The following is a 15,123-nucleotide window of genomic DNA, read 5'->3' as shown; positions in this document are numbered from 1 at the left end:
CTTATCAATAACCCTTTGGCTTGTGAGGCCGATCCTATGGGGTTAGATTAAATAACTCAAATTCATATTTTTTATGCTTTGGATAACCAACTGGAATGCGACATGGACTTGGCTAACCTCAACGCTTTTATTGCCATCGCCGAGACCGGCAGTTTTTCCGGCGCTGGCGAACGCCTTCATCTGACCCAACCGGCGATCAGCAAGCGCATCGCCGGGCTTGAGCAGCAATTGAAGGTGCGGCTGTTCGACCGACTGGGTCGCGAAGTAGGCCTGACCGAGGCCGGTCGTGCCCTGCTGCCACGGGCTTATCAGATTCTCAATGTGCTCGACGACACCCGCCGCGCCCTGACCAACCTGACCGGTGAAGTCAGCGGCCGTCTGACCCTGGCCACCAGTCACCACATCGGCCTGCACCGCTTGCCGCCTCTATTGAGGAGTTCACCCGCCGCTACCCACAGGTTGCGCTGGATATTCAGTTCCTCGATTCGGAAGTGGCCTACGAGGAAATTCTCCACGGCCGCGCCGAACTGGCGGTCATCACCCTCGCGCCAGAGCCACACACCTTGGTCAAAGCCACGCCGGTATGGGACGACCCGCTGGATTTCGTCGTCGCCCCGGAGCACTCGCTGATCAATAACGGCGTCGTCAGTCTGGCGGACATTGCCGGTCATCCGGCGGTTTTCCCCGGCGGCAACACCTTTACTCATCATATCGTCCAGCGTTTGTTCGAAGCCCAAGGCCTCACGCCGAACATCGCCATGAGCACCAACTATCTGGAAACCATCAAGATGATGGTCTCCATTGGCCTGGCCTGGAGCGTGCTGCCGCGCACCATGCTCGACGAACAAGTGGCAAGCATCGCATTGCCGGGCATACAGCTCACTCGCCAGCTAGGCTATATCTTGCACACCGAACGGACGCTATCGAATGCAGCTAGAGCCTTCATGGCCCTGCTGGATGCACAAATCGATCGGCCAGGGATCCCGGCCTGACTTGTGCTACTTCTATAGAGCCGCTCCTGTGCCTAACGCCACTCAGCTCAAGGCCCGCTGACAATGCCGAAATCCGTTGACCGAACTCCGCCGATGCCGCGAATCCAGGCCGTCGATCCGCGCCATTCCGAGCAGAGCTGGGAAAGCGCGCCGCAACTGCTCGCTGCACTCAACGGCGCGCGGCTCGGCGCGTGGTATTGGGACATCGAGCGTGGCCAGATCAGCTGGTCGCGGGGCACCCAGGCGTTGTTCGGTTTCGATCCACGGCAGCCGTTGCCCGCCGACCTGGAATATCTCGACCTGCTGCCGCCGGAAGACCGCGCGAAAACCGTGCGCGCGTTCCACGCAGTGATCGCCGGCGCCCCGCTGGAGCAGGCGATGCATCACCGCATTCGCTGGCCCGACGGCAGCCTGCACTGGCTGGAGATCAGCGGCAGCCTGTTGCCGGACAAGAACGGTCGGCCCCGAATGATCGGGGTGATTCGCGAAATCACCCACCAACGCCAGCGCGAGCAGGCCCTGAGCAGCTCGGAGAAACGTTTCGCTACACTTTTCCACCTGTGCCCGAACATGGTGCTGCTGACCCGTCAGGAGGACGGCCTGATCAGCGAGGCCAATCAGTATTTCGAAAGCCTGTTCGGCTGGCCGGTGCAAAGCGCGATCGGCCGCACCACCCTGGAACTGGGCTTGTGGGTGCATCCCGAGCAACGTGCCGAACTGGTGAAAAAAACCAAGGCCAAGGGCGAACTGATCAGCATGGAAGTGCAGTTCCGCGCCAGCAACGGCCAAGTCCACGACGGCATCCTCAGCGCGCAGAAAGTCGAGCTCGAGGGCCAGCCCTATCTGCTCAGCACGTTCCTCGACACCACCGAACGCAAAGCCGCCGAACTGGCCTTGAAGGACAGCCAGGAACGCCTCGACCTGGCGCTGGATTCAGCACAACTTGGCACCTGGGACTGGCACATCCCCAGCGGCATGCTTTACGGCTCGGCGCGCGCTGCGCAATTGCACGGGCTGGAGCCGATTCCATTCCATGAATCATTCGAGGAGTTTTTCGAAGGCGTGCCGGGCGAGGAGCGCGACACTATGCGCGACGCCTACCGCAGCCTGCGCGAGGGCCCCGCCGGCAATTATCAACTGACCTATCGCGTGCAATTGCCCGACGGCAGCTCGCGCTATCTGGAAAGCCGCGCCCGCCTGTACCGCGACGACAACGGCGCGCCGCTGCGCATGGCCGGCACGCTGCTGGACATCACCGATCAGGTCGAGCGGGAGCAGCGGCTGGTGGCATCGGAAGAAAAATTCGCCACGCTGTTCCAGGTCAGCCCCGATCCGATCTGCGTGACGCGCCAGGAAACCGGGGAGTTCATCGAGATCAATTCGAGCTTCAGCCAAACCTTTGGCTGGAGCGCCGCCGATGTGATCGGCCACACCGCCGAGGAAATCGGCCTGTGGGACGCCTCGGCAAAAAGCCTGCAACGCATCGAACGGGTGATTCGCGAACAAGGCCTGAGCAACGTGGCCATTCTCGTCCAGCACAAGGACGGCCAGTCGCTGACCTGCGTGATTTCCAGCCGGCAGATCAGCGTCGGCAATCAGCCGTGCATCGTCACCACCCTGCGCGACATCACCCAGCAACAGCGCTCGGAAGCGGCGCTTAAGGCCAGTGAAGAAAAATTTGCCAAGGCGTTCCATTCCAGCCCCGACGCCATCACCATCACCGAGCGCGACACCGGGCGTTATCTGGAGGTCAACGATGGCTTCTGTCGCCTCACCGGCTACCGCGCTGACGAAGTAGTGGGCAAAACCGTTTATCAGGTGGGGATCTGGGCCGAAGAGAAACAGCGCTCGACCTTACTCGCCGAATTGCAGATCAAGGGCCGCGTGCATCATCAGGAAATGCTCGGGCGCAACAAGCGCGGCGAATTGCTCACCGTGGAAGTCTCGGTCGAGCCAATCACCCTCAATGAAACCGCCTGCCTGCTGCTTACCGCGCGCGACGTCAGCCTGTTGAAGAACGCCGAAGCACAGATTCGTCACCTGGCCTATCACGACCCGCTGACCAACCTGCCCAACCGCGCCCTGCTGATGGATCGCCTGAGTCAGCAGATCGCCCTGCTCAAGCGCCACAATCTGCGCGGCGCCTTGCTGTTCCTCGACCTTGATCACTTCAAGCACATCAACGATTCCCTCGGCCACCCGGTCGGCGACACCGTGCTGAAAATCATCACCGCGCGGCTCGAAGCCAGCGTGCGCATGGAAGACACGGTGGCGCGCCTCGGTGGCGATGAATTCGTGGTGTTGCTCAGCGGCCTCGAAGGTTCGCGCAGTGAGGTCAGCGAGCAAGTACGTGCCCTGGCCGACACCATTCGCGAATTGCTTTCGGAGCCGATGTTCCTCGATGGCCAGCGCCTGCAAGTGACGCCGAGCATTGGCGTTGCATTGATTCCCGATCATGGCTCGACGCCGACCGACCTGCTCAAACGCGCCGACATCGCCCTGTACCGCGCCAAGGACTCCGGGCGCAACACCACGCAGATGTATCACAACACCATGCAGAAAGCGGCCAGCGAACGCTTGCGCATGGAGACCGATCTGCGTCTGGCGCTATCGCGCGGCGAGTTCAACGTGCACTTTCAGCCGCAAGTCGATGCCCGCGACAACCGCATCATTGGCGCCGAAGCCCTGGTGCGCTGGAACCATCCCGAACTCGGCGCGCAATCGCCCACCGAGTTCATCAAAGTGCTGGAAGACAGCGGTCTGATCCTTGAAGTCGGCACGTGGATCCTCGATGAAGCCTGCAACGCCTTCAAACAACTGATCGCGCTGAAACTGGTCGACCCGCACAACTTCAGCCTGTGCGTGAACATCAGCCCGCGGCAGTTCCGCCAGAACGATTTCGTCGAACGCATCGAACACAGCATGACCAGCCACGGCCTGCCCTGCTCGCTGCTGAAACTGGAGATCACCGAAGGCATCGTCATTCAGAATCTGGACGACACCATCAGCAAAATGCGCCGCTTGAAAAAGCTCGGCGTGAGTTTCGCCATGGACGATTTCGGCACCGGTTATTCATCACTGACGTACCTGAAACGGCTGCCGGTCGACACGCTGAAAATCGACCAGTCGTTTATCCGCGATGCGACCACCGACTCCAATGTCGCGGAGATCATTCGCGCAATTGTCGCGATGGCCCGCAGCCTCGAGCTGGAAGTCATTGCCGAAGGCGTGGAGACGCCGGAGCAGTTGGCGTTTTTGCAGGGGTTGGACTGCCATTTGTATCAGGGCTATTTGCACAGCCGGCCGGTGGCGCTGGAGGATCTGAAGAAACTGCTCGAATAGCGGACGCAAAAAAGGGCGCCATCGCTGGCGCCCTTTTTTGTTGCCCTGGGGTTATTGCAGAACGGGCTGCTGCGCTCCATTGATCGGGATGCGCTTGGCTTTCGCTTCTTCCGGGATCACACGGAGCAGGTCAATGCTCAGCAGGCCGTTGCGCAGGGCAGCGTCTTTGATCTCGATGTGATCGGCCAGACGGAACGACAGCTTGAAGGCTCGCTGGGCGATGCCTTGATGCAAGAACGTGACGCTCTCGTCAGTGTCACGCTTGCCGCCACTGATGGTCAGCACACCCTTCTCGACTTGCAGGTCCAGGTCTTCTTCCTGGAAACCGGCGGCCGCAACGACGATACGGTATTGGTCATCACCGTGTTTTTCAACGTTGTAAGGTGGGTAGCTACTGCCTGGCTCGTTGCGCAGGGCGGTTTCGAACAGGTCGTTGAAACGGTCGAAACCTACCGAGGAACGGAACAGTGGCGCGAGAGAAAATGCAGTACTCATGATTCAAATCTCCTGAAAACAATCAGCAAGGTTTTGTGTCTCCGCGACCCGAATTCGGCATCGCGTAACCCTTAGATAGGGACCGCTGTTTTGATTTCAAGAGATTATTTTGAGATTTTTATGCGGCCTCGACGAGCGGCAATCCGAGCAAACGCGAGACCTGATCCGGCTCGGTTTCGCGGCGCAGAACGGTGAAAAGCTCGACGGCTTGCGGGTAGTTGCGCGTCAGCATGGCCAGCCATTGCTTGAGGCGACCGGGCGATTGGCGCGCGGTCATTTGCGCCTTGGCCTGCAGCCAAAAGTCCTGAATCAGCGGCATCAGCTCGGCCCAGGTCATCTCGACGACCTCTTCGCCAGCGCGCGCCGCAGCGATCTGCCGAGCGAGATCCGGGCGGGAGACCAGACCCCGACCGAGCATGATGTCTTCGACACCGCTGATTTCGCGGCACCGACGCCAGTCTTCGACGCTCCAGATGTCCCCGTTGGCAAACACCGGCACCTTGACCACGTCCTGCACACGCGGGATCCACTCCCAATGAGCAGGCGGTTTGTAGCCGTCCATTTTCGTCCGCGCATGCACGACGATGTGCTCTGCCCCGCCTTCGGCCAGCGCCGTGGCGCAGACCAGCGAGCCGTCAGGGCTGTCGAAACCCAGACGCATTTTTGCCGTGACCGGGATGTGCGCCGGTACGGCGCGACGGACGTGCTCGACGATCTGGTTGAGCAGTTCCGGTTCCTTGAGCAGCACGGCACCGCCGCGGGATTTGTTGACGGTCTTGGCCGGGCAGCCGAAGTTCAGATCGATCACTTCCGAGCCAAGCTCGCAGGCCAGCGCGGCGTTTTCCGCCAGGCAAACCGGATCGGAACCGAGCAATTGCACGCGCAGCGGCACACCGGACGCGGTGCGAGCACCGTTGAGCAGCTCGGGGCCGAATTTGTGGAAGTAAGCCGGGGTGAGCAACTGGTCGTTGACCCGAATGAATTCGGTCACGCACCAATCAATGCCGCCAACGCGGGTCAGCACGTCGCGCAGGATGTCGTCGACCAACCCTTCCATGGGCGCCAGAGCAATTTGCATGGGGAAACACTACTTGGAGAAAAACGTGCGGCAGTTTACTGGATATCGCAGAAAACCGCAGGACAACACATATCTCTGTGGAAGCGAGCCTGCTCGCGAAGACGGTCTGTCAGCTCATGCATGCGTGACTGACCTGACGCTTTCGCGAGCAGGCTCGCTCCCACGGGTGAGATTTACATCGCCTCTGCAATATGGATCGCCGGGCCATAGCCTTCGATAAATTCAGCGGGCATGCGCTTCGGCTTGCCGGTCGACAGTTCGATGCAAACAAATGTGGTCTGCGCGCGCAACAGGGTGGCGTTGTCGCTGGGGCGTTTGAGTTGGAAATGCCGGGTCATTTTCAGGCGCTGATCCCAGTCGACGATCCAGGTCGCCAGTTGCAGTTCATCACCTTCATAGGCGGCGGCCAGGTAATCGATTTCGTGGCGGACGACAGCCATCGCCCGATCCAGCCGCCGATACTCGACCAGGTCCAGGCCGAGGCGCTGCGAGTGGCGCCAGGCGCAGCGCTCGAGCCAGGTCACGTACACCGCGTTGTTGGCGTGCCCGAGCCCGTCGATGTCTTCGGCGCCTACTTGCAGATCAATGGTAAACGGCGTTGCCCGATCCCAGCCCATGCCCCACTCCCGGTCAAAGTTTTCAACCGGGGCAGTGTAACGGAGCTCAGGCCGATTGGCGCGCCTGAAGGCTGCGACCGGCAAGCAGTGATAACACACCATCAATCACTCGAGGGTCGGCCAGCACGCGTTGATGGCCGCCGCTTTCCAGGCGCAGCAGGCGACTGTCGAACCAGGCTTCGTGAATCAATTGCGATTCCTTTACCGAGACGAAATTGTCGTCCTCGGCATGCACGATCAGGCCGGGCATATCCAGTTGATAGTGGGCAACGTCAAGCGTCGCGGCGCGCATGCCGACGTCCTGCTCGACTTGACGAATGAACGCCGAGCGCGCGCGCGGCGGCATGCCGACCATGCGCGCGAATCCGCGCAGTACACCGAGAATGCGCGACGGTGCGGCGATGCTGACCAGGGTTTCGGTGCGCAACCCCAATTGCACAGCGAGCATCGCGCTGGCGCCGCCCATGGAGTGACCGATCACCGCTTGCAGCGGCGGCAATTCGGCAGCGGCTTCAAGCATGGCGCGAGCGAACAGCACCACATTGGCTTCGCGCCCAGGGGAGCGACCATGGGCCGGGCCGTCGAGTGCGACGACTGTATAACCGGCATCGACCAGCGCATTGATCAGCGAAGCGAATTGCGTTGGCCGCCCTTCCCAACCATGCATCAGCAGCACCGTAGGGCCTTGGCCCCAGCGCAGCGCCGACAGGCCGAAGCGCAACGTGATGCGTTCGGAGCTGGCCAACAGCGGCAGCTCCCAATCCCGCAGCGGTAGTGCGCGGGGCGTCATGAACGCCAGGCGCATTTTGCTCGCCACCAGTTTCGGTGCAAACCAGCCCAAGGTACCGTTAACGCCACGAACCCACTTCAACGCGTTCATCGCTCTCTCCTCAGGCTTGCTGCCTTCAGGTCAACGCACCGCCGACTTGGCAGCGCGCAGCAGTCGATCGGATAACTCTCCCGGGCCCAGCGCTCTTGCCAGCGCCAGACCGCCCACCATCAGCGCGACGTCGGCCAGAGCCTTGTCGGTGTCTTCCGGGCTGGCCGCCAGTTGCGCGACCATCAGCTCCAGATGCTCGTTCAGCGCGATGCGGAACGATTCCGGCAAACGCCCCAACTCACCAATCGAAGCCGGAATCGGGCACGCCGCGTCGCTGGAATCACGGTGTTTGCGCGACAGGTAGAACGCGGCCACCAAGGCTCGACGCTCTTCGCCGGTCAGATCGGCATCCATGTCGGCAATCAAGTCGCGACGGCGGCCCAGCAGTTGCTTGAACGCTTCGAGCATCATCGCGTCCTTGCTTTCGAAATGTGCGTAGAAACCGCCAACGGTCAGGCCGGCGGCGCCCATCACTTCGCCCACGCTCGGGTCTGCCGGGCCGCGCTGAATCAATGCGGCGCTGGCAGCCTTGAGGATGCGTTCGCGGGTTTGAGCTTTTTTATCGTTCATCGTTGCCTCCGAATATTACGACTAGAATATTATTCGCATAATAATATTCCGCAAGTCATGAATATGACCGCTGGTCTGAAGCACAGTGTAAGGAAAAAGGAGAGTTGGCCAAACGCCAGACAAACAAAAGGGCCATTCAATAATTGAATGACCCTTATAAAATCCCGCAGAGCGGGTAATCGTGGCGTCCCCTAGGGGACTCGAACCCCTGTTACCGCCGTGAAAGGGCGGTGTCCTAGGCCACTAGACGAAGGGGACACAAACCCTTCTATACAACTGATCAGTGCTGAGAGCTGATCGATTCAAGGCCGGTGTGGCCAGACCTTGAACTGTAAAATTGGTGGAGCTAAGCGGGATCGAACCGCTGACCTCCTGCATGCCATGCAGGCGCTCTCCCAGCTGAGCTATAGCCCCGGATTTTTCGCCTCGCGGCGGAGTGATCTCTTGCAACATCACTTCTGTAAAACTGGCGTCCCCTAGGGGACTCGAACCCCTGTTACCGCCGTGAAAGGGCGGTGTCCTAGGCCACTAGACGAAGGGGACGCAAACCCTTCTATACAACTGATCAACGCTGAGTGTTGATCGCTTCAAGGCCGGTGTGGCCAGACCTCGAAGTGTAAATTGGTGGAGCTAGACGGGATCGAACCGTCGACCTCTTGCATGCCATGCAAGCGCTCTCCCAGCTGAGCTATAGCCCCTCATCGCTGAGGACGGGGCGAATCTTAAGGGCGTATCGAAAGCCTGTCAAACTTATTTTTGAAAAATTTCAAAATTTTTTGCCGGGATAACAATCACTTACCGCCCTCCCCCGTAAATTCGGGAGAAACGCCGAAGGCAGGATCAAAAGATCGCAGCCTTCGGCAGTCCTGCAAAGAAGCAAAAGCAATCAGGCGATGGCGCCCAAGAGCTTTTCCCACTCTTTGTTTTCTTTCTTCGACACGCCACCCAGCAGGTCAATCGCCTGTCGCAAGCGGAAACGGGTCAGGTCCGGGCCGAGGATTTCCATCGCATCGAGCACCGACACCGAACTCGCCTGCCCGGTGATCGCAGCAAACATCAGCGGCATCGCATCGCGCAGTTTCAATTCGAGCGATTCGACTACCGCCTGGATCGTCGCGGTGATGCTGTCCTTCTCCCACTGACGCAGGCTTTCCAGCTTCCACAGGATCAACTGCATCAACTGACGAACCTGATCGCCGGAGAGTTTTTTCGACTCGAACAGCTTGGCATCCGGATTCACGCCGCCGGCAAAGAAGAACCCTGCCAGCGGTGCGACCTGGCTGAAGGTTTCAACCCGGCCCTGCACGTGCGGCGCGATCTTCATCATGTACTCGGGATTGAACGCCCACTTCTGCACCCGCGCAGCGAATTCTTCCACAGGCAGGTCGCGCAGCCACTGGCCGTTGAGCCACGACAGCTTCTCGATGTCGAAGATCGGCCCGCCGAGGGACACCCGCTTGAGGTCAAAATTGTCGACCATTTCCTGCAGCGAGAACTTCTCGCGCTCGTCCGGCATCGACCAGCCCATGCGCCCGAGGTAGTTGAGCATCGCTTCCGGCATGAAGCCCATACGCTCGTAGAACGTCACCGAGGTCGGGTTCTTGCGCTTGGACAGCTTGCTCTTGTCCGGGTTACGCAGCAGCGGCATGTAGCACAACTCCGGTTGTTCCCAGCCGAAGTATTCGTACAGCAGAATCAGTTTCGGTGCCGATGGCAGCCATTCTTCGCCACGCAGCACGTGGGTGATGCCCATCAGGTGATCGTCGACCACGTTGGCGAGGAAGTACGTCGGCAGGCCGTCGGTCTTCATCAGCACTTGCATGTCCATGCGATCCCACGGGATCTCGACGTCGCCACGCAGCATGTCCGGCACCACGCAGACGCCTTCGCTCGGCACCTTCATGCGAATCACGTGCGGTTCGCCAGCAGCCAGGCGCGCCGCGACTTCTTCCTTCGACAGCAACAGTGCGCGGCCGTCGTAGCGCGGGGTTTCGCCGCGAGCCATTTGCTCGGCGCGCATCTGATCGAGTTCTTCAGCGGTGCAGAAGCACGGGAACGCATGGCCCATGTCGACCAGTTGCTGGCAGTACTTCTGATAGATATCGCCGCGCTCGCTCTGCCGATAAGGGCCGTGCGGGCCGCCGACGTCCGGGCCTTCGCTCCAGTCGATGCCGAGCCAGCGCAGGGCGTCGAAGATCTGCTGTTCGGACTCGCGGGTCGAACGCAACTGATCGGTGTCTTCGATGCGCAGGATGAACTCACCGCCATGCTGCTTGGCAAAGCAGTAGTTGAACAATGCGATGTAAGCGGTACCTACGTGGGGGTCCCCGGTAGGCGATGGCGCGATGCGAGTGCGGACGGTGGTCATGGCTTGTCTCGAAAAAATGAAGAGCAGAACAATCAAGCGGCGAATGGTAACAGGCGACACCCGCCCCGCTCCAGCGGGCAGGTATTTAAGCCAGATACCCTAAGGCCTTCCGATTGTGAAGGCCATTCCCGAGCAGGCTCGCTCCCACAAGGAACGATCCCTTATACCGTAAGCAATCGCTCGCGCAGTTTGGCAATCTCATCGCGCATCTGCGCCGCTGCTTCGAATTCCAGATCCCGCGCCAGTTGGTACATCTTCTCTTCCAGCGCGCGGATGCGTTTGGTGATTTCGCTGGGCGAGCGCAACTCGGCTTCGTACTTGGCGTTCTCTTCGGCGGCCTTGGCCATGCCTTTGCGCTTCTTGCTGCGCGAACCCGGCACGGTGGCGCCTTCCATGATGTCGGCAACATCCTTGATCACGCCTTTCGGGGTGATGCCGTTCTCAAGGTTGAAAGCGATCTGTTTCTCGCGACGGCGCTCGGTCTCGCCAATCGCCCGCTCCATCGAACCGGTCATGCGATCGGCGTAGAGAATCGCCCGGCCATTGAGGTTACGCGCAGCGCGACCGATGGTCTGGATCAGCGAGCGCTCGGAGCGCAGGAAGCCTTCCTTGTCGGCGTCGAGAATCGCCACAAGTGACACTTCCGGCATATCGAGGCCTTCACGCAGCAGGTTGATCCCGACCAGCACATCGAACACGCCGAGGCGCAAGTCGCGGATGATCTCGACGCGCTCGACGGTGTCAATGTCCGAGTGCAGGTAACGCACGCGCACGCCGTGGTCGGCGAGGTAATCGGTCAGGTCTTCGGCCATGCGCTTGGTCAGCGTGGTGACCAGCACCCGCTCTTCTATCGCCACGCGTTTGGTGATTTCCGAGAGCAAGTCATCGACCTGGGTCAGCGCCGGCCGCACTTCAACCTGTGGGTCGACCAGACCGGTCGGCCGCACTACTTGTTCGACCACGCGCCCGGCGTGCTCGGCTTCATAGTTGCCGGGCGTCGCCGAGACGAAAATGGTCTGCGGGCTGACCCCTTCCCACTCGTCGAAACGCATGGGCCGGTTATCCAGCGCCGAAGGCAGGCGGAAGCCGTACTCGACCAGGGTTTCCTTGCGCGAACGGTCGCCCTTATACATCGCACCGACCTGCGGCACGCTGACGTGGGATTCGTCGATGACCAACAGCGCGTCGGCGGGCAAGTAGTCGTAAAGCGTGGGTGGCGCCGCGCCGGATGGACGCCCGGACAGGTAACGTGAGTAGTTTTCGATGCCGTTGCAGTAACCCAGTTCGAGGATCATCTCCAGATCGAAACGGGTGCGCTGTTCCAGACGCTGGGCTTCCACCAGTTTGTTGTTGCTGCGCAGGTATTCGAGGCGCTCCTGCAATTCGACCTTGATGCCTTCGATGGCGTCGAGCAGGGTTTCCCTAGGCGTCACGTAGTGGCTCTTCGGATAGAAGGTGAAGCGCGGCATCTTGCGGATGACTTCGCCGGTCAGCGGATCGAAGGCGGAAATGCTCTCGACCTCGTCATCGAACAGCTCGATACGAATCGCTTCCAGATCCGATTCCGCCGGGAAGATGTCGATCACGTCGCCGCGCACGCGGAACGTTGCCCGGGCGAAATCCATGTCGTTGCGGGTGTACTGCAAGTCCGCCAAGCGCCGCAGCAGCGCGCGCTGATCGAGCTTGTCGCCGCGATCCACGTGCAAGACCATTTTCAGATAGGTTTCAGGACTGCCCAGACCGTAGATGCACGACACCGTGGTGACGATGATCGCGTCCTTGCGCTCGAGCAACGCTTTGGTTGCGGACAGGCGCATCTGCTCGATGTGGTCGTTGATCGACGCGTCCTTCTCGATGAAGGTGTCGGACGACGGCACATACGCTTCGGGCTGGTAGTAGTCGTAGTAGGAAACGAAATATTCCACGGCGTTGTTCGGGAAGAACGCCTTGAACTCCCCGTACAACTGCGCGGCCAGGGTCTTGTTCGGCGCCAGCACCAGCGTCGGACGCTGTACCTGGGAGATGACGTTGGCGATGCTGAAAGTCTTGCCCGAGCCGGTCACACCGAGCAGTGTCTGGTGCGCCAGCCCGGCTTCAATGCCTTCTACCAACTGGCGAATGGCTTCCGGCTGATCGCCGGCGGGCTCGAAGCGGGTGACTAGCTGGAATTCCGACATACACACCTCTGGAATCGCGGCATTTCCGAGTCAGACGGAGCACCGCGAGGACGACCGCAAACGACCGATGTCGCGCAAGAAAAATCTGGATTGTGCTTAATGTGGTGGCGATTGCCCGGGCTTTCAAGGCAAACGTCCTACATCCGGTAAAGACTCTGACAAAGTCAATCGACTAACGGTCAAGAAATAATCGGAAAAACTTACCGCAAAAGCCGATTCGCCTGTCGCCATTGCGCGGTGATGGCCTCTATACTAGCTCCCCGTTTGTGCACCGCTCTAGTGCATTCGGCTGGAGCGCTACACGTCCCTCCACTCTCCATTCAGAGCCGCCGTAATAATGAGCCTGTTCTCCGCTGTCGAAATGGCACCCCGCGATCCAATCCTGGGTCTCAACGAAGCATTCAACGCCGATACCCGGACCACCAAGGTCAACCTGGGTGTGGGCGTCTACTGCAACGAAGAGGGGCGAATTCCACTGCTGCGCGCAGTGATCGAAGCCGAGACGATTCGCGTCGCGCAACACGCTTCGCGCGGTTACCTGCCGATCGATGGCATCGCTGCCTACGACCAGGCCGTGCAGAAACTGCTATTCGGCAACGACTCGCCGCTGATCAGCGCCGGTCGCGTCATCACCACTCAGGCCGTCGGCGGCACTGGCGCACTGAAAATCGGCGCCGACTTCCTCAAGCAACTGCTGCCGAACGCCGTCGTGGCGATCAGCGACCCGAGCTGGGAAAACCACCGCGCGCTGTTCGAGACCGCTGGTTTCCCGGTGCAGAACTACCGTTACTACGACGCTGCCACCCATGACGTGAACCGTGCCGGCATGCTTGACGACCTCAACGCCCTGCCAAACGGCTCGATCGTTGTCCTGCACGCTTGCTGCCACAACCCGACCGGCGTCGACCTGACCCCGGCGGACTGGAACAAGGTACTGGAAGTGGTCAAGGCCAAAGGTCACGTGCCGTTCCTCGACATGGCCTATCAGGGCTTCGGCGACGGCATCGATGAAGACGCCGCCGCTGTGCGCCTGTTCGCTGAATCCGGCCTGACCTTCTTCGTCTCGAGCTCGTTTTCCAAGTCGTTCTCGCTGTACGGCGAACGCGTTGGCGCGCTGTCGATCATCAGCGAATCGAAAGAAGAAAGCGCGCGCGTACTGTCGCAGGTCAAGCGCGTGATCCGCACCAACTACTCCAACCCGCCGACCCACGGCGCCAGCATTGTTGCTGCGGTGCTGAACAGCCCGGAACTGCGCGCGCAGTGGGAAGCCGAGCTGGCCGAAATGCGCCTGCGCATTCGCGGCATGCGCGAGCAGATGGTTGCCCTGCTGGCGGAAAAAGCCCCAGGCCGCGACTTCAGCTTCGTCGGTCGTCAGCGCGGGATGTTCTCCTACTCCGGCCTGACCACTGAACAAGTGCATCGCCTGCGTAACGAGTTCGGCATCTACGCCCTGGACACAGGTCGCATCTGCGTGGCTGCGCTGAACCAGAGCAACATCAAGGCTGTGACGGACGCGATCGTTCAGGTCATCTGATTTCGCCGCGTGATGAAAAACGGGAAGCCTTGAACGGCTTCCCGTTTTTATTTGTCCCGGATAACGCCTTGCAACCTCTAGAATGCACACAATTCTGAACGGTAGGAGCTGGTAGGAGCTGACGAGTGAAACGAGGCTGCGACCTTTTGATCTTGTTTTAAGATCAAGATCAAAAGATCGCAGCGTTCCGCAGCTCCTACCGGTTTTGTGTACACCCGAGATTTTTGAAGAGAACCCATATGAAAAACGACAACCTGCGCGCCGACCGTGATGACCTGGATGATTTCATCCCGCGCGCTCCGGCCAAGCGTGAAAAGAGCCTGGTGCTGCAAGTCGCCACCGGGGTATTCCTCGGTGGCCTGGCCCTGTGGCTGGTGCAACTGGCTGCGACGGCAGCCTATGCCAAACTCATGCTCGGCACGATCACCTTCGGCAGTTAAGTCAGCTCGGCCGAGCGTTGAGTGGCAGCATCGTCGTAAATCACATACAGCGATTCGGCGACCTGGCTCTTGATGGCCTTGCTGCTTTCAAGACCAAGGACGAAACCTTCGGCCTTGCCGCCAGCGCGGTTCAATTCTTCGGCGGTGCTTGCCCCAGTGATTGCATCGAAGAGTTTTTCGGCATGCGGGCCGATGCCTTTGGGCAGGCTGATCTGTGCAGTGCTCATGCGAGCACCTCGGTGTTACGGGTGATTTGAGTCATGGCGCGTACCTTTGCGGCGAATGGCCGGCAGCGCGTGTGACCACTTCCGGGCTGCCATGGTAGACCTCTGAGGCCTTTCTGGTAACCGCCAATCGCCGACAAAATGCCGTCCGTCCTGACGAATCGTAAAAGTTACCAACCCGCGCTTGACTTCTCTTTTTGAATCAGTAACATACGCACCAATTCCGCAATAGCTCAGTTGGTAGAGCAAGTGACTGTTAATCACTGGGTCCCTGGTTCGAGTCCAGGTTGTGGAGCCAAATAGCAAAGCCCCTGAATCGCAAGGTTCAGGGGCTTTTTTGTGGGTGCTCGAAAAATATTAAGAGGCCGATCTGCGTGGGCAGAGCGGCCTTTTCTGTTTCAGCAGT

Annotated in this window: 11 protein-coding genes, 5 tRNA genes and 1 pseudogene; 5 read left to right on the top strand and 12 right to left on the bottom strand. The window is 60.0% G+C overall.

Annotation, left to right across the window (positions count from 1 at the left end; genetic code table 11):
* The first annotated feature begins 102 nt into the window (after positions 1–102).
* A pseudogene (locus ACZZZ4_RS18255) lies at positions 103–992 on the top strand (LysR family transcriptional regulator).
* A gap of 63 nt (positions 993–1,055) precedes the next feature.
* Positions 1,056–4,334, top strand: a complete 3,279-nt coding sequence (locus tag ACZZZ4_RS18250) for a PAS domain S-box protein (RefSeq protein WP_463548379.1) — start codon at positions 1,056–1,058, stop codon at positions 4,332–4,334.
* 51 nt (positions 4,335–4,385) lie between these two features.
* Here ACZZZ4_RS18250 and ACZZZ4_RS18245 read toward each other — a convergent pair whose 3' ends face one another.
* The 11 genes from ACZZZ4_RS18245 to uvrB form a co-directional block, all read right to left on the bottom strand.
* Positions 4,386–4,829, bottom strand: a complete 444-nt coding sequence (locus ACZZZ4_RS18245; RefSeq protein ID WP_039762036.1) for an Hsp20 family protein — start codon at positions 4,827–4,829, stop codon at positions 4,386–4,388.
* Positions 4,830–4,947: 118 nt separating this feature from the next.
* Complete coding sequence (locus tag ACZZZ4_RS18240) at positions 4,948–5,907, bottom strand: tRNA dihydrouridine synthase (protein WP_039762034.1); 960 nt, start codon at positions 5,905–5,907, stop codon at positions 4,948–4,950.
* 173 nt (positions 5,908–6,080) lie between these two features.
* Entirely contained in the window at positions 6,081–6,524 is a 444-nt protein-coding gene (locus ACZZZ4_RS18235; RefSeq protein WP_129999133.1) for an acyl-CoA thioesterase, read from the bottom strand.
* A gap of 46 nt (positions 6,525–6,570) precedes the next feature.
* Positions 6,571–7,404: an alpha/beta fold hydrolase gene (locus ACZZZ4_RS18230; protein ID WP_016773922.1), complete on the bottom strand. Its 834-nt coding sequence runs from the start codon at positions 7,402–7,404 to the stop codon at positions 6,571–6,573.
* A 30-nt stretch (positions 7,405–7,434) separates the two neighbouring features.
* Positions 7,435–7,974 carry a TetR/AcrR family transcriptional regulator gene (locus ACZZZ4_RS18225; protein ID WP_039762033.1) on the bottom strand — a complete coding sequence of 180 codons (540 nt, stop codon included), beginning with the start codon at positions 7,972–7,974 and terminating at the stop codon, positions 7,435–7,437.
* A 182-nt stretch (positions 7,975–8,156) separates the two neighbouring features.
* Positions 8,157–8,232 (bottom strand) — tRNA-Glu (locus tag ACZZZ4_RS18220).
* 80 nt (positions 8,233–8,312) lie between these two features.
* Positions 8,313–8,388: transfer RNA gene (locus ACZZZ4_RS18215), tRNA-Ala, on the bottom strand.
* A gap of 53 nt (positions 8,389–8,441) precedes the next feature.
* Positions 8,442–8,517: transfer RNA gene (locus ACZZZ4_RS18210), tRNA-Glu, on the bottom strand.
* Between the two features lie 79 nt (positions 8,518–8,596).
* Positions 8,597–8,672: transfer RNA gene (locus ACZZZ4_RS18205), tRNA-Ala, on the bottom strand.
* A gap of 188 nt (positions 8,673–8,860) precedes the next feature.
* Positions 8,861–10,342 carry a glutamate--tRNA ligase gene (gltX, locus tag ACZZZ4_RS18200; protein ID WP_463548378.1) on the bottom strand — a complete coding sequence of 494 codons (1,482 nt, stop codon included), beginning with the start codon at positions 10,340–10,342 and terminating at the stop codon, positions 8,861–8,863.
* Between the two features lie 161 nt (positions 10,343–10,503).
* On the bottom strand, positions 10,504–12,519 hold the full coding sequence (gene uvrB / locus ACZZZ4_RS18195; protein WP_039762031.1) for an excinuclease ABC subunit UvrB: 2,016 nt from the start codon (positions 12,517–12,519) through the stop codon (positions 10,504–10,506).
* Positions 12,520–12,856: 337 nt separating this feature from the next.
* Between uvrB and ACZZZ4_RS18190 the strand changes: the two genes are divergently transcribed.
* Positions 12,857–14,053, top strand: a complete 1,197-nt coding sequence (locus ACZZZ4_RS18190; RefSeq protein ID WP_016773918.1) for an amino acid aminotransferase — start codon at positions 12,857–12,859, stop codon at positions 14,051–14,053.
* Between the two features lie 239 nt (positions 14,054–14,292).
* On the top strand, positions 14,293–14,493 hold the full coding sequence (locus tag ACZZZ4_RS18185) for a hypothetical protein (protein WP_016773917.1): 201 nt from the start codon (positions 14,293–14,295) through the stop codon (positions 14,491–14,493).
* Here the strand turns inward: ACZZZ4_RS18185 and ACZZZ4_RS18180 are convergent.
* Complete coding sequence (locus ACZZZ4_RS18180; protein ID WP_039762028.1) at positions 14,490–14,720, bottom strand: hypothetical protein; 231 nt, start codon at positions 14,718–14,720, stop codon at positions 14,490–14,492. The two genes, ACZZZ4_RS18185 and ACZZZ4_RS18180, sit on opposite strands and share 4 nt — an antisense overlap.
* Positions 14,721–14,939: 219 nt before the next feature.
* On the opposite strand from ACZZZ4_RS18180, the gene ACZZZ4_RS18175 reads away from it, so the two are divergent.
* Positions 14,940–15,015, top strand: a tRNA-Asn gene (locus ACZZZ4_RS18175).
* Positions 15,016–15,123 lie beyond the last annotated feature (108 nt).

The organism is Pseudomonas sp. AC252, assembly GCF_979258105.1.
The sequence above is the reverse complement of the archived record's forward strand: the minus strand, read 5'-3'. Positions and strand labels throughout refer to the sequence as shown.

Coding starts and splice junctions, on each gene's coding strand:
- ACZZZ4_RS18250 (WP_463548379.1), top strand. CDS start 1,056: ATGCCGAAATCCGTTGACCGAACTCCGCCGATGCCGCGAATCCAGGCC.
- ACZZZ4_RS18190 (WP_016773918.1), top strand. CDS start 12,857: ATGAGCCTGTTCTCCGCTGTCGAAATGGCACCCCGCGATCCAATCCTG.
- ACZZZ4_RS18185 (WP_016773917.1), top strand. CDS start 14,293: ATGAAAAACGACAACCTGCGCGCCGACCGTGATGACCTGGATGATTTC.
- ACZZZ4_RS18245 (WP_039762036.1), bottom strand. CDS start 4,829: ATGAGTACTGCATTTTCTCTCGCGCCACTGTTCCGTTCCTCGGTAGGT.
- ACZZZ4_RS18230 (WP_016773922.1), bottom strand. CDS start 7,404: ATGAACGCGTTGAAGTGGGTTCGTGGCGTTAACGGTACCTTGGGCTGG.
- ACZZZ4_RS18180 (WP_039762028.1), bottom strand. CDS start 14,720: ATGAGCACTGCACAGATCAGCCTGCCCAAAGGCATCGGCCCGCATGCC.
- ACZZZ4_RS18225 (WP_039762033.1), bottom strand. CDS start 7,974: ATGAACGATAAAAAAGCTCAAACCCGCGAACGCATCCTCAAGGCTGCC.
- ACZZZ4_RS18240 (WP_039762034.1), bottom strand. CDS start 5,907: ATGCAAATTGCTCTGGCGCCCATGGAAGGGTTGGTCGACGACATCCTG.
- uvrB (WP_039762031.1), bottom strand. CDS start 12,519: ATGTCGGAATTCCAGCTAGTCACCCGCTTCGAGCCCGCCGGCGATCAG.
- gltX (WP_463548378.1), bottom strand. CDS start 10,342: ATGACCACCGTCCGCACTCGCATCGCGCCATCGCCTACCGGGGACCCC.
- ACZZZ4_RS18235 (WP_129999133.1), bottom strand. CDS start 6,524: ATGGGCTGGGATCGGGCAACGCCGTTTACCATTGATCTGCAAGTAGGC.